This window comes from Cupriavidus pinatubonensis (genome assembly GCF_019602855.1).
Classification (GTDB): domain Bacteria; phylum Pseudomonadota; class Gammaproteobacteria; order Burkholderiales; family Burkholderiaceae; genus Cupriavidus; species Cupriavidus pinatubonensis.
Genome location: NZ_CP080766.1, coordinates 1,033,269 through 1,047,245, shown reverse-complemented (window position 1 = coordinate 1,047,245; position 13,977 = coordinate 1,033,269). Strand labels below are relative to the sequence as shown.

Annotated in this window: 15 protein-coding genes; 6 read left to right on the top strand and 9 right to left on the bottom strand. The window is 65.2% G+C overall.

Features of this window, described 5'->3' with window-relative positions; genetic code table 11:
• The first annotated feature begins 388 nt into the window (after positions 1–388).
• Positions 389–1,054 carry a GntR family transcriptional regulator gene (locus K2O51_RS04710; protein WP_011301873.1) on the top strand — a complete coding sequence of 222 codons (666 nt, stop codon included), beginning with the start codon at positions 389–391 and terminating at the stop codon, positions 1,052–1,054.
• Positions 1,055–1,088: 34 nt separating this feature from the next.
• On the opposite strand, the gene K2O51_RS04705 is transcribed toward K2O51_RS04710, so the two are convergent.
• The 9 genes from K2O51_RS04705 to K2O51_RS04665 all read right to left on the bottom strand — a co-directional run bounded on the left by K2O51_RS04705 (position 1,089) and on the right by K2O51_RS04665 (position 8,773).
• A complete protein-coding gene (locus K2O51_RS04705) occupies positions 1,089–2,219 on the bottom strand; it encodes a porin (RefSeq protein ID WP_245001841.1) in 1,131 nt (376 codons plus the stop codon).
• A 155-nt stretch (positions 2,220–2,374) separates the two neighbouring features.
• Positions 2,375–2,926 carry a flavin reductase family protein gene (locus tag K2O51_RS04700; protein ID WP_140948854.1) on the bottom strand — a complete coding sequence of 184 codons (552 nt, stop codon included), beginning with the start codon at positions 2,924–2,926 and terminating at the stop codon, positions 2,375–2,377.
• Positions 2,927–2,946: 20 nt separating this feature from the next.
• Complete coding sequence (locus K2O51_RS04695) at positions 2,947–3,693, bottom strand: dienelactone hydrolase family protein (protein ID WP_220630556.1); 747 nt, start codon at positions 3,691–3,693, stop codon at positions 2,947–2,949.
• Positions 3,694–3,710: 17 nt separating this feature from the next.
• A complete protein-coding gene (locus K2O51_RS04690; RefSeq protein WP_140948852.1) occupies positions 3,711–4,385 on the bottom strand; it encodes a 4-carboxy-4-hydroxy-2-oxoadipate aldolase/oxaloacetate decarboxylase in 675 nt (224 codons plus the stop codon).
• Positions 4,382–5,059 carry an RraA family protein gene (locus K2O51_RS04685; RefSeq protein ID WP_011301878.1) on the bottom strand — a complete coding sequence of 226 codons (678 nt, stop codon included), beginning with the start codon at positions 5,057–5,059 and terminating at the stop codon, positions 4,382–4,384. Before K2O51_RS04685 ends, K2O51_RS04690 begins: the two co-directional genes overlap by 4 nt.
• Before the next feature lie 3 nt (positions 5,060–5,062).
• A complete protein-coding gene (locus K2O51_RS04680; RefSeq protein WP_011301879.1) occupies positions 5,063–5,725 on the bottom strand; it encodes an RraA family protein in 663 nt (220 codons plus the stop codon).
• Complete coding sequence (locus K2O51_RS04675; RefSeq protein WP_011301880.1) at positions 5,722–6,738, bottom strand: DODA-type extradiol aromatic ring-opening family dioxygenase; 1,017 nt, start codon at positions 6,736–6,738, stop codon at positions 5,722–5,724. The genes K2O51_RS04680 and K2O51_RS04675 overlap by 4 nt, the downstream gene beginning before the upstream one ends.
• Positions 6,739–6,768: 30 nt before the next feature.
• Positions 6,769–7,782 (bottom strand): amidohydrolase family protein, encoded by a 1,014-nt coding sequence (locus K2O51_RS04670; protein ID WP_011301881.1) that lies wholly within the window; start codon positions 7,780–7,782, stop codon positions 6,769–6,771.
• Positions 7,783–7,810: 28 nt separating this feature from the next.
• On the bottom strand, positions 7,811–8,773 hold the full coding sequence (locus K2O51_RS04665) for a PDR/VanB family oxidoreductase (protein WP_140948851.1): 963 nt from the start codon (positions 8,771–8,773) through the stop codon (positions 7,811–7,813).
• A gap of 292 nt (positions 8,774–9,065) precedes the next feature.
• Here K2O51_RS04665 and K2O51_RS04660 point away from each other — a divergent pair, with 292 nt between their 5' ends.
• The 5 genes from K2O51_RS04660 (at position 9,066) to K2O51_RS04640 (ending at position 13,976) form a co-directional block, all read left to right on the top strand.
• Positions 9,066–10,205: a WD40/YVTN/BNR-like repeat-containing protein gene (locus K2O51_RS04660; protein ID WP_245001840.1), complete on the top strand. Its 1,140-nt coding sequence runs from the start codon at positions 9,066–9,068 to the stop codon at positions 10,203–10,205.
• A 102-nt stretch (positions 10,206–10,307) separates the two neighbouring features.
• Positions 10,308–11,525: an acyl-CoA dehydrogenase family protein gene (locus tag K2O51_RS04655; protein WP_011301884.1), complete on the top strand. Its 1,218-nt coding sequence runs from the start codon at positions 10,308–10,310 to the stop codon at positions 11,523–11,525.
• Between the two features lie 23 nt (positions 11,526–11,548).
• The gene (locus tag K2O51_RS04650) at positions 11,549–11,857 is read left to right on the top strand and encodes a hypothetical protein (protein ID WP_140948849.1); all 309 of its coding nucleotides are present in this window, start codon (positions 11,549–11,551) and stop codon (positions 11,855–11,857) included.
• Between the two features lie 60 nt (positions 11,858–11,917).
• Positions 11,918–13,171, top strand: a complete 1,254-nt coding sequence (locus K2O51_RS04645; protein ID WP_220630554.1) for a Rieske 2Fe-2S domain-containing protein — start codon at positions 11,918–11,920, stop codon at positions 13,169–13,171.
• Positions 13,172–13,178: 7 nt separating this feature from the next.
• Positions 13,179–13,976, top strand: a complete 798-nt coding sequence (locus K2O51_RS04640; protein ID WP_220630553.1) for an amidohydrolase family protein — start codon at positions 13,179–13,181, stop codon at positions 13,974–13,976.
• Position 13,977: the final 1 nt, after the last annotated feature.

Genomic DNA, 13,977 nt, shown 5'->3' with positions numbered 1-13,977 from the left:
CCGAAGGCGAGTGACAGAATCTGGCCGAACTCTGCCCTCCTCCCTTTCGGCGCCGGCTGTTGGACGCCGAAGGCAACTACCGCCGACCCATAGCTGCCATCCGCACACTCATCCTATTCTGCTTTCAAGACACTTCGGGGGGCGACAGTCGAGGTTCCGCCGCAGGCTTCCCAGTGCATGCGGGAAGGTTGCATCGGCTCTACGTCGAAGCTGAAGCGCGTCCAATAGGGTGCGTGCTTACTTCATCCGCAGAGCGCGGGAGCGTTTGACGAGGTGCGGCCATGAGCGCGCATTGCTACCGAAAGAACTGCGGATCGTGCCTTAAAAAGGCAATTTGGAGGTATGATTGCATTCAATATTGCATATCTAATTCCGACTTAGCCCTACCGTGTCCACCGCAGAACTACAAGGCATCGACATTCCCGCGCAGATAGCCCAGGAAATCCGCAAGCTCATTAACCGCGGACAGTTGCCGCCCGGGTTGCAGCTACGGCAATCCGACCTAGCCGACCGCTTTGGCATCAGCCGCGTTCCCGTGCGCGAGGCGCTGAAGCTGCTGGCGGCTGAAAGCATCATCGAACACGATCCGAACCGGGGCTTTTTCGTCGCGCCGTTGTCGACTGACGAAGCGCGCCAGCTTTACTTGATGCGTCAACTGCTGGAAGCGGAACTGCTGTCCACGATCGAGTGGCCCACGCCCGCCCAACTCAAGCAGTTCAAGACGATGCTGACCGAACTCGACGAACTGCTCTCGGCCGGCAACCGCTCGGAATGGATCGAGCACCATCGCGCGTTCCACGACGCGGTGTTCGAGCTGTCCCCGAACAAGGTGCTCAAGCGCGAGGCGCTGCGGCTCATGCGGCTGACCGACCGCTACCGCGCGTTGGCCGCCGATATCACGCTGCGCGACCAGCACCTGAACGCCAACATCGAACAGAAGCTTGTGAAAGCGTTGAGTACCAAGAATCGGGACATGTTGCTGGATGCCTACGCCGAAGGCCGCAAGATGGTGGCCGAGGGGCTGATGCAGATCCTCGCGGCGCGCGGCGTATGAAGCGGGGAGCGCTCTAGCCCCCCGTGCACCGCTGTCAGAAGCGGTGCATCATGCCGACTGCCGCCACGGATTGAATCTTCCCGCTGGCCAGGATGTTGCCGATTTCCGCGGCATAGGCGCCGTTAGTGTGCTGATACACGCCCACCAGATAGACGGCGGTCCGCTTGGAAAAGGTATACGTCAACTGGAGCGCGCCCTGGTGAATGATCACGTTCTTCAGTTGCTCGTTGCCGTTCTCGTAGGTATAGGCGCCCCCGAGAATCAGGTCCGGCGTCAGTTCATAACCGATGCCGCCGGCCACCGCGTAGATCCTCGCTCCGGTGAATGTGTTGCGCGCCTGGCTGTACATGCCCGAGAAATCGAAGCGCGATACCTTGGTGCGGGCGCCGGCGAGGAAGTTGGCGATGCCACTCTGTCCTCCATTTACCGCCCCGTAGTTCTGCTCGGTATAGACCATGGCGGCGCGCGTTTCTCCGTGGTGATACCCGATCGCCGCGCTCTTGCCGGACCCGTTCTGGAAGTCTCCCGCCACTTCGCCAAAGCTGTACATCAAGCCGGCCGAAAAGCCGGCGATCTCGTCGGTCGTCAGCTTGACGGCGTTTGACATCCGCTTGCCGCCCACGCGGTCCCAGTTGATGGCCGACATGCCCACCGGCACGCCAGCGGCATTGGTGTAGGGCGCGTATGGCCCACCGGCGGCAAGACCGGCGCCGATCTGCGCAGGGCCCTTGAGCCCGAGCAGGTCCGCACCGAAGCTCCCGGTGCGGAAGTTCAGCATGCCGCCCGCGATGCCGGTGGCGGGGTCGATCGCGCCGATCAGGAAGTAGTCGAACGCGAAGTCGTTCTGCTGCCCGAGGCGTAAGCCGCCGATTCCAACCTTTCGCATGCCGACCCAAGCCGAGTTCTCGAACAATGCGCCGCGCGATTGCGGATCGAGCGCCCCGGTGCTGAGGGAAATCATCGAGTCCAGGCTGAACGATGCTTGCAGGCCGCCACCGAGGTCCTCGGTGCCGCGCACGTAGAACTTCGATGGGTAGATCGCGGAATCCTGCATGCGGACGTTCGAATGGCCGCCGTTGTCTCGATAGAGCGCGACACTTTCGTCCAGCAGGCCGCCGATGGTGACGCTGCCCTGCGCGTGCGTCACTGTGGTCGCGGCTGTCATTGCAATGCCAAATGACAGATGGCGAAGTGCCATTGCCAGCTTTTTCTTCCGAAAAGCCATTCCGTGTCTCCGTCGTTGGAATTTATTGTTGTGGTGCCTGCCCTGCAGGGGAGCAGGCCGGTTTCGGTCGACCGGCAGATTTGCGAGGGTCCGCCTCAGCTAGCAGGCTCCGGGTCCCATGTCGGAATCCAGAGCAGTTCTGGAGCTGCGGCAGCGTCGGTCGATGAAAATTCGCCGTAGCTGCCGTGCGCGTACAGCAGCGGCCGGGCGCGGTCGGCGCGGGGCGTTGCGGTGTCGATGGCGCCGAAGAGAATGCCGTGCGTGCCAACGTCCAACGCACTGGCCACTCGGCAATCGAAGCTGACCAACGCGTCGCGGAGAACTGGCGCGCCGGTGCTGGCGCGTCCCCATACGCCGTCGGCAAACTTTTCCTCTGCCGGTATGGGGCTGGCAAAGCGGTCCGCCAGCCGGCGGCTTTCCACCGCCAGCACGTTCACCGCAAAGATCCCTGACGCCTGGATCGCGTGGAACGACGCACTGTTGCGGTTGACACAGGCGAGCAGCGTGGGCGGATCGGCCGAGACCGAGCAGACGGCCGTGGCTGTTAGCCCCGCACGCGAGCCGTCCGCCGACAACGTGGTAATCAGGCAGACATGTCCGGCGAGGCAGCGCATCGCTGTCCTGAACTGGTTGGCGTCGATGCTCATGCGAGTTCTCCGTCCGGAGGCTATGCGACCGTGGGGGCTGCGGCGAGATGGCGGGCGAAGTGCAGCACCGTCCGACCGTGCGCCTGCATCGCGGCGAGCCGCTGATAACTGGCACGCTCCCAGCAGTTGAAGCCGTGGCTTGCGCCGGGATAGACGAAGAATTTCGCCGTGTCGCGGTCGGCAAAGGCTGCCTTGACCCGCTCGACTGCGGCGACCGGGATCATGGGATCGGTCTCGCCGTAGTGGAACAGCATCGGGCAACGCACAGCCGACGCCTTCTGTAACTGGTCCTGAATGCCGCCGCCGTAGTAGCACGCGGCGGTGTCCACCAGTCCCGCAGCGGCGGCCAGATAGGCCAGGCGGCCACCGATGCAGAAGCCGAGCGCCCCCACGCCGCCCGTCACTTCGGGACGCTCGCGCAGCGATCGCACGGTGCCTTCCAGTTCGCTCTCGATCTCTGCCATGTCGGCGCGAATGAGCATGTCACGCGCGCGAGCGGCTTCATCGCCCACATAGCCGAACGATTCGCGCGGCGCCTGCCGCCAGAACACGTCGGGCGCGAGCACGACAAAGCCCAGTTGCGCGTACTGCTCGGCTACGGCCCGGATATGGCGGTTCACGCCGAAGATTTCCTGGAAGAGGACAATCCCGGGGCCCGTTCTCGCTGGCGGCAGCGCGAGATAGCCTTGGTACGCGCGACCATCGGCTGCGGGGATGTCGATCCAGCTCGTGCGGATCGTCGTCTTGTCGTCGATGCTTTCCTTCATGTCGTCTGCCTCCTTCCTCAGCGCCAGCCAAAGATGTCGAGCGTGGCCTCGCCCGCACGGAGTCGGCGGCACTGATCAGCCTCGTTCACTTCTCGCGCAAGGCCGGCGTCCACCACCTTGCCCGCACTGTCGCGCGGAATGCAGACCACGCCGTCGCCGTCGCCGACGATCAGGTCGCCAGCATGGACGGTGACGTCGCCAAACACGGTCGGTGCATTGATCCAGCCGCGCGCGCCGAAATCCTTGCCGGTGCCGCGGATGCAAAGTCCGCGGGCGAACACCGGGAAGCCGATCTCTTCCAGCAGCACGCCATCACGCACGCAGCCGTCGATGACCAGGCCGGCGAGGCCGCGCACCTGGCTGGCGGTGGACATGACCTCCCCCCAGTAGCCGTGCTCGAAAGCGTCGCTGACCGACACCACCAGCACGTCGCCTGGTTGCGCGGCATAGATGGCGCGGTGCAGCCACAGGTTGTCGCCGCCCGGCGCATGCACTGTGACGGCGGGGCCGCACAGCCTGAATCCCGGTGCGACGGGTTTGATCGCGGACGGAAACGCTCCGATCTTCCCGCCGGCCTCGTGCAGCGTGGCCGTTGGGACGGCACGGGCGGCGTCGACGATCTGCGGAGCGGTACGCGCGAAATCCAGTTGCGTGGTGTCGCGCGGATCGATGCGGTCGATGGACAATGTCATGCTTTCGCTCCTTCGGCGCGCGTCTGCAGTTGATGGTAGCGGTACTCGGCGCGGGCCTCGTCCAGACGCATGCCGCCGGCGACTGCCTTGCGAATGGCGTTCTCCGCAGCTTCGATCTCTTCGGCGGCCGCCAGGATGCGCTCCTCGTGATCACGTGGGATCGATACCAGGCCGTCTGCGTCACCTCGCAGGATGTCCCCCGGTGCCACGCGCACGTCGCCGATATTTACCGGCACATTAGTGGCCTCCACTTGCACGCGGTCCTTGCCGGTGCGCATCCAGTTGTCGCGCGAGAACACGGGGTAGCCGAGCGACAGGCAAAGATGCACATCGCGGTTGATGCCGTCGATTACCGTGCCGGCGATGCCGCGGCGATGGGCGATCTCCGTCATGATGTCGCCCCAGACCGTGGCATCGGTGCGGCCACCGTTGTCCAGCACGATCACGTGACCGGGTGGCACGTCGTCAATAAAGTCGCCGACGGTGCCCGGCGGGCTGGCGGCGGGGCCGTAGAGGATGGTGAAGGCGCGGCCGGCCATGCGGAAGCCGGCATCGCGCGGCTTGATGGCGCGGCATTGGCCGACGATGCCGAGGCGGTCCATGGCGTCGCTAAGCGTGGCGGTGTCGAGCCTGCCGGCGCGAGCGACGTTGCGGTCTTCGATCTGTTCTGACATGACTTAATCCTTCAGCATGAATTCGTAGTTGCCGCCCATGACCTGGCTGATCGGTGTACCGGCCAGAACGGCCTTGGCCATGCGAGCTTCGCGGGCGACGATGCCTTCCGCGGCCTCGAGCACCCGGTCGATGTTCGCCGCGGCGATGAAGATGACAGCGCTGCGGTCGGCGAGAACGTAGTCCCCGGCATCGACGTCAATGCCCCACACGCGGATCGGCACGTTGGTACCTTTCTCGACGATGCGGCCGCGCGCGGTACGGGCGGTGAGGGAAGAGGCGAAGATGGGAAAGTTCATCGCGCGCGCTTCGTCGATGTCGCGCACGGGACCATCGGCCACCACGCCCGCGATACCCTTCACCTTCGCGCCGAGCGACAGCATGCCCCCCCAGCTCCCCGCCTCGACGCCGGTGCGCTGCTCGACGACGATCACGTCGTCGGCGCCGCCGGCCTCAATGGCGGTGGTGCCCAAGTGGCGGGGCTCGCCCGGTGGCGGCGCGCCCGTGCCGAGCTGCACGGTAATCACGCGACCGGCGATGCGGCCCTCGCCGGCTTCCTGCCGCACGCCGCTGACCACGCCCGGAAGGCCGAGCTTGTCGAGCGTGTCGGACACCGCGCAGCAATCCAGCCGGCGCAGGCGGCGCACATATTCGTCGGGGGTACTCATCGAATGGCTTCCTTGTTGTTGTCGGGCCGCCAGCAGGCGAAGCCCATCGCATTGCCCGTGCCCGCTTCGCTGCGGTAGCACGGCACGTAGTCGATCACTTCCATGCCGAAGCCGAGCTCGTCCATCGCGCCGGCCACGGGAATCCAGTTCTTGACCTCGGAGGTCCCGGCCTGGAAGATCGCCTCGCCCAGCCCCTCCACGGGCGCGAAGTCATGCGCGCGCATGCTGTCGAGGATCAACTGATCGACGGTCTCGTCGATGACGAAGTGGGTCAGGCCGCCAGAGGCGATGATGGCCACACGTGCGTCGCTGTCCCATGACCGGATGGCACGCGCCAACGAGCGTCCGAACGCGTGGCAACGGCCAACCGTCGGTTGATTGGGCGGATAGAACGTGTTGATCAGCACCGGCACGGTGGGAATCACCTGATCCTTCATCAGTTGCCGGAATACGAAGCCAAAGGCGTGCGGCGTCTCCGTGGCGGAAAGGTGTTTCAATGCCGTGATGTCGAAGCCGTCGGCCACGGTGCGTTCGATCAGGTGGCGGCCAAGCGCCGGTACGCCGGCATATGTCGCTTCCGGGGGCATGTAGCCGGGCATGGCGTGGGCCACGCCCGGCGGCAGCCGCGACAGCTTCTCGTCGCTGATCATGTTGTTGACGATGGTCTCGCCCCACATCACGCTGAACGCGGGCACGAGCATGTCGTCGAAGATTTCCATCTGGTCGTTGCCGACGATCACTGCCACATCGGGGCGGGCTTCCGCGAGCACCCGCGACATGCGTTCGATGGCCTGCATGCAGCGGGTGTGCCGGGCTTCCCACACTTCCGGCGTAATCTGCGCGGCCAGGTTTTCCGACGCGCGATGCTGCACCAGCTCATCGAACGTCCATGTCCGGCCCTGGTAGTGATGCAGGCTGCGGCGGTCGTCGGGCAGGCGCGAGCCCCATGTGTGCGGCGGCGTGACCAGCATGGGACCATGCGAGGTGCCCATGCCGAGTACGATTTCTGCCATGCTTGCTCTCCTCCGGGCGTCGTCGCGCGTTTAGCGGTACGCCGCCAGGTCGAGGTTGAACAACTTTTGCGCATTGCCGAAGAAGATCTGGTCCTTCTCTTCCGGCGACAGCCAGTCGAAGCCCTGGATGAACGGCTTGATGTCGTCGAAGGTGCGGCCGGTAGCCGGATTGGTCTGCGAGCCGACGCCTGGGCACTCGGCGCCGAACAGGCAGCGGTCCGCGCCGACGGTTTTGATCAGCAGGCGCAGCGACTCCTCTGAATACAGCACGGTGTCGTAGTAGAGGTTGCGCATTCCGGCCAGGAAGTCGCGGCCCGCGCGCGCGGCACCCGACTGAAAGCGGCCAATCTGGTAGGGGATCGAGCCGCCGCCGTGCGACACCAGGATCTTCAGCGACGGGAAGTCCTTGAACACGTCGGAGTTCACCAGGCCGAACACGGCGATGGTCTCTTCATTGATGAAGTGAACGGTGTACGGCGACCGTGCGGAGTGTGAGCCGGTGGCGTGGATGTGCGCGGGAATGTCGAGCTCGCACAGCTTTTCGTAGAGCGGATACCAGTAACGGTCGCCCAGCGGTGGCGCTTCAGCGCCGTTGTTCTCGAATGGGTCCGGGTTGAGCAGCACGCCGCGGAAGCCCAGTTCCTTCACGCAGCGTTCCAGTTCCGGGAGCACCACTTCAATCGGATCGCCAGCCACCTGGGGCAGCCCACCCACGCCGATGAAGCGCTTGGGCAGCAGCTTTACCGTGCGGGCGATGATGTTGTTGGTCTCCTCGGTGAACCAGTGCACCAGCTTGCCCGGCTTCGCGCTGTGCATCATCTGGAACGGACGCGGCGACAGCAGTTGGACGGTGGTGCCCACGCGGTCAAGCAGGTCGATGTGCCCGGCCGGCCCCATCTCCTTCCGATTGGCGTAGTGGAGGATCTCCTCGTCCGTCACCTCGGGCATCTTGCGCCCGTGCTCGCCGCGATGCGACAGGATGTGAGCCTTGTAGACCCAGAGTTCGGCGGGCGGGCTGACGTGGCCGTGGCAGTCAATGATCATGGGATGTCTCCGGTTGGGATGAAATGACTTACAGATCGAGGACCAGCCGCTCGCCCTTGCAACCCGAGCAGCAGATCATCATGGTGTTGTTGGCCGCCTTCTCCGGTTCGGAAAGGATGGCGTCGCGGTGATCGGGAATGCCGGATAGCACGCGCGTCTCGCAGGCGCCGCACACGCCTTCCTCGCAGGAGTGCGCCACTTCCACGCCGGCATCCTTGAGAACCTGCAGGATGGTTTTGCCACCCGGTACCTGCAGAGATTTGCCGCTGCGCTTCAGTTCGACCGTGTAGCCGCCGTCCAGCGCGGCTTCCTGCTTCGCGGTGAAATACTCGACGTGGACCTGCGCCGCAGGCAGGTGGGCCGTGGCTGCTTCGAAGGCCGCCAGCATCGGGCCCGGGCCGCAGCAATAGAAGTGCGTGTTGGCCGGATGCGCCTTCACTACTTCGGCGATGTCGAGCACGCCGCCCGCTTCTGCGTCGATGTGCAGGTGCAGGTTCTCGTAGCTGCGCAGTTCCTCGAGGAAGGCGACGTCGACGCGGTCGCGGCACGAGTACACCAGTGTCATCGAGCGGCCCAGCGCCTTCAGGCGCCTCGCCATGCACAGGATCGGCGTGATGCCGATGCCGCCACCGACCAGCACCGAATGCTCGGCCTCTTCATTCAGCGGGAAATTGTTGCGCGGCGGCTCCGCCTGGATCACCGCGCCGGGGCGCAACTGCTCGTGCATGAAGCTGGAACCGCCGCGGCTTTTGGGGTCGCGCTTCACCCCTACCTGGTAGCGCCGCGGCTCGCGGCCACCTTCGAGCAGCGAATATTGGCGCACCAGGCCATTGGGCAGGTGCAAGCCGATATGGGAACCCGGCTCGCACGGCGGCAGCGCGGCGCCCACGGGAGACGCGAAGGCGTAGAGCAGCGTGTCGCGGGCGAGGAATTGAATCGACTCCAGGCGCAACTCAAGGAGGGCGCCCGTGAACTGGGGCAGGTCGTTCATGTGTGTCTCCAGTGACGACGTTCAGTGATGCGGCGAGGCATATGCCTGCCGGCGCCTGGTGTCCGAAGCGTGCGGCGTGGGACCGATAAGGAGAGGCCCGCTGTCGCTCGCTTCGTCGTTGACGCGAAATTCTTTTTTGCATATTATTTCGACTAACAAGAAAAAAGTCAAAGCATCTTGATGCGTGGACTTTCCCGGGCATCGGCCCGAAGGGCACATCACTGGCGGAAACCGGCAGCGGCATCGTGCAGCGCAGTAGCACCGTCCGCGTCACATGGAAATGGAGAACAAATTGATCGCAGTCCTCTCTTGCAACGGCGGCACGGTCACACACGGCAGCGGCCCGGCCACCCGACTTTTCGTCGCCACTTTGCGTGGCATGCACGTATTCGAGCGGACAGGGCAAGGCGCGCCCTGGCAGCGGACCCGCTCGGCGCTGGAAGACCGTCACGTGAGCGCGCTGCTGTTCGAGCCGCAATCAGGGTTGCTGTTTGCCGGCGCGCACGGCAAGGGGGGCATGTGGGTCAGTCGCGACCTCGGCGTCACGTGGGAACCGCGTGGCAATGGCCTGAAGAGCGAACACGTCTACACGTTGGCGGCACAGCAGCGCGACGGCCGTGTGGTGCTCTATCTGGGCACCGAGCCCTCAGCCCTGTATCGGAGCGACGACCTTGGCGAAAACTGGGAGGAAGTCTCGGCCATGCTGTCTGTGCCGGACCAGGACAAGTGGACGTTCCCGCCGCCGCCGCACGTCGCACATGTCAAGAACGTGGCCTTTCATCCGGCGCAACCGGGCACGCTGTACGTATGCATCGAGCAGGGCGCGTTGCTGAAGACGACGGACGATGGGGCCACCTGGACCGAGCCGCGCAGCTATGAGTCCGCGCAGGACAAGTTCTATCACGACAACCACCGCGTTCTGATCCGTCCGTCGAACCCTGCACAGCTTTTCATGTGCGGTGGCGAAGGCCTGCACTACAGCGCCGACGCCGGCGAGACCTGGACACACCTGATGACGCGTGCGGACCGTATTGGCTACCCCGATGCCATGTTTATCGACCCGCGCGACGAGAACGTGCTGTACCTCGGCGGGCCGGGCAACGCGCCGCGTGATTGGGGCTCCAAGCGCAGCGCCGATGCCACCGTGCTGCGCAGCCGCGATGGCGGCGCAACGTGGCAGGAAATCCGCAACGGCCTGCCGGCAGAAGTTATCGGCAATATCGAAGGCATGGGCTTGTATCACTGGGCCGACCAGGTGATGCTGCTGGCCGGCACCGCGACCGGCGAAACCTACGCCAGCGAAGACGGTGGCGAGAACTGGTACACGGTTGCCGACAACTTGCCCCCCATCTCGAAGGGCGGCCACTATCGCTGGTTCCTGCAAGCCGACGAGCGCGAGAAGGTAGAGGACCGCATGCGCACCGGCACCTGACGGCCGCCCCGGCCGAACCATTCAGAAACGACGAACCATGCCTCGCCGCGGCGTCACCGGCGCGCGGCGCGGAGGCGTACGTCCTCACAAAGGAGACAAGACGTGAGCACATCCCCCTTGGCAACCGCTTCCGGTAGCCTCCCCGTACTGGCCAGCCACGATGCCGCGATTGCCGCGGCGCGTGCGCTGCACGACAAGATCCGCGCGCGCGCCGACCGTACCGAAAGCGAGCGCATCGTATCTGCCGAGACCATCCGCGAGCTGATGGAAGCCGGCCTGTTCGGCGTCGTGACGCCGCGCATGTTTGGCGGTTCGGAGCTGGGCTTCGCGACGCTGGTCGACGTGACTGCCGAGATCGCCTCCGCGTGCGGCTCGACCGGCTGGGTCTATGGTGTCCTGGCCGGCCATAGCTGGATGCTGAACCTGTTCCCGCTGCAGGCGCAGCGCGAAGTGATGAGCGCCGACCGCGTGCTGACCGCGACCGTGTTCCGTCTCGGCGGCACCGTCACGGAAGTGGACGGCGGTTATCGGCTGGTCAACGGCGACGGCCGCTTCTGTTCCGGCATCGACCATGTCCAATGGGTCATTGTCGGCAATGCGGTGCAGCGTGAGGGCCAACCGCCGGAGCCGCGCTTCTTCGTGGTGCCGCGCGAGGATATCGAGATCGTTGACGATTGGTTCACGGCAGGCATGCGCGGCACCGGTAGCCGCTCGATCCGAATCGCCGATACGTTCATCCCGGCGCATCGCTCGGTATCGGTGAAGGACATGATGTCGGGCATGGCCGATGAAACCGGATCGGTGCGCGCACCGATCTACCGGATGCCGTTCCAGAACGTCACGCCGTTTTCGCTCGTGGGCGCGCCACTAGGCATGGCCCGTGCGGCGGTGCGGTCATTCTCCGACGGGCTGGCGGCGCGCCTGGCCACGTTCAGCAGTGAACAGGCAGCCGAGCAATCGGCCACGTTCGCACGGGTGGCGGAATCGGTGGCCGAGATCGACGCGGCGCTGGCCGTGGTGCGCGAGGATGCGCGACGTGTAGACAGTGCGGACGATCCGCGCTCGATCAGCGACCTGGACTGGGCACGCATTCCACGCGATTGGGCCTATGCCGCGCAGAAGGCGCGCTACGCGGTAAACGCGCTGTTCGAAGCAGCCGGCGGGTCCGGTATCTACAACAGTTCCGAGTTGCAGAGAATCTGGCGCGACGTAAATTCCGCCGCCCAGCACTTCGCCTTTACGTGGGACAGCGCCATGACCAGCTACGGACGTGCGGTCATTGGCCTGCAGCCCTCGAAATTCGGCCCGAAGGGCCGGTAACGGCGCGCCGAGTGGAAAGCCCCATGCATGCCGACGAACTGACTTCCATCGACGACTACTCGGCCGCCACGCTGTCGTCGATCTGCGAGCGGATGGCGGTCTCCCGCGAAGTGGAACACATGATCTACCGGGAATCCGAACTGGACGAGGTCTGGCGCCTGCTCGACGCCGACGTCGCCAATGCTGCTCGCGACGGTTGCAGCGCAAAGCAATTGCAGCGCCTGGAGGCGATGCGCTCGCTGGTGATCGAAGCACATGACCTGGTTGGCAACGACGGAGACACCGTTGCCGCCCGTGAACGACTCGGCCGCGCCATCGCGCTTCTGGACTGAAGCCGGCGCAGGCCGTTTTTTCCCACAAAGACGATACACCGATTCAAGATAGGAGGACCTATGCTCACTCGCGAAGACAACAATGTGCTGACCCAGGTTGGCCGCGGCACCCCGATGGGCGAACTGATCCGGCGCTTCTGGATTCCGGCGCTTCTGGCATCCGAGATTGCAGAGCCCGGTGGCAAGCCGGTGCGCGTGCGGTTGCTCGGCGAAGATCTCGTGGCCTTCCGCGATACCGATGGCAAGGTGGGCCTGCTCGACGAGCAATGCCCGCACCGCCGCGCGTCGCTGGCGCTGGGCGACAACTCCGACGGCGGCTTGCGCTGCCTCTACCACGGTTGGAAGTTCGCCACCGACGGCACCTGCCTGGACACGCCCACCGAGCCGTCCGGTTCCGCCTTCTGCTCGCGCATTCGCGCGCAGGCTTACCCGACGCGGGAAGCGGGCGGCGTGATCTGGACCTACATGGGCCCCGCCGCCGAGGAGCCGCAATTCCCGGAATTCGAGTGGCTGTCGTACCCGGCCGTCAACGCCGTGCCTTTCAAGGTGCTGGAAGACTGCAATTACGCGCAGGCGGTGGAAGGTACCATCGACTCGGCCCATGCCGGTGTGCTGCACCGCGAGCAGCCGTGGAGCGCGCCCGCGAAGTACGACCATGAGCGCGACCTGCAACCGAAGATCGAAGTCGAATACACCAAGTACGGCCTGCGCTACGCGGGCGTGCGCAACTTCCGCGAAGAAGGCAAGCTGCATGCGCGCGTGACCGAAGTGGTGCTGCCCTTCTTTACGCTGATCCCGCCCGACGGCTTCGGCGTGCGCAAGAACCGCCGCATGGCCAACGCCTTCGTGCCGCGCGACGACGAATCCACGTGGCACGTCCAGTGGTTCTTCGACGACACCCAACCGGTGGATGTTGCCTATCGCATCGAGGAGGGCGGCCACTGGGTCGACGAGAACTTCCGCAAGAAGCTCAATATCGACAACTGGTACCAGCAGGACCGCGAGTGGATGAAGACCGGGTCGATGTCGGGCATCAAGGGCATCCTGACGCAGGACCACGCGGTCAGCGAAACGCAGGGCCGCATCCTGGACCGTACCAAGGAACACCTCGGCACGTCCGACGTGGCCGTGGTGGCCTGGCGCCGCCAGATGATCCGCACTGCCCGCGCGCTGGCCGAACGCGGCGAGGCGCCCAGCGTGCTGACCGCGCCGATTCCGTTCCCGCAGATTCGCGCGGCGACGGTGATCTTCAGCAACGAGCGCACGTGGAAGCAGGAGGTCCCACTCAATCCGGACGTGGCCCTGACGGCCTGACGCGGCGATGCTGATCGATAGCCACGCGCATGTCTCGCAGGTCTGGTACGAGCCGGTGGAGACGCTGCTCTGCCAGATGAAGCGTCACGACGTGGCGCGTGCGGTGCTGACGCAGATGATCGGGCAGGCGGACAACCGCTACCAGGCGGATTGCGTACGCGCGCATCCAGGCCGATTCGCCAGCGTGGTCTGGATTGACCCGGCCGCGCCGGACGCTCCGCGCGCGCTTGCAAGGTTGGCGGACGAAGGTGCCGCCGGCGTGCGCCTGCGCCCGGGAGCCCGCTCGCCCGGCGACGATCCGCTGGCGATCTGGCGGGCCGCAGAAGCTTGCGGCCTGCCGGTCAGTTGCGTCGGCAATGCCGAAGCGTTTACCACGCCAGCCTTTGCCGATCTGCTGCAGGCGGTGCCGGGCCTGACGGTCGTGCTGGAGCATCTCGGCGACACCAGCAAGCCGATGCAGACCGTGGCCGATGGCGAATTGCGCTACACGGTGCTGCGGCTGGCCCGCTTCAACAATGTGTGCCTCAAGGTTCCCGGCCTCGGGGAACTGGCGCCTCGTGCGCCCGGCGCGCTGCGGGACGGCCCCACGTTCGGCGGTGAGGCGGCAGCGCTGCTGGAGGCCGCCATTGCAGCGTTCGGCGCGCAGCGCCTGATGTGGGGTAGCGATTTTCCGGTGGTGAGCAGCCGTGAAGGCTATGGCAATGCCCTGGCGCTAGTGCGCGAATGCCTCCTCGACCATCCGGCAGTGGTTCGCGAGGCCATCCTTGGCGATACCGCGCGCCGTATATTTTGGAAGGAGATTTGAT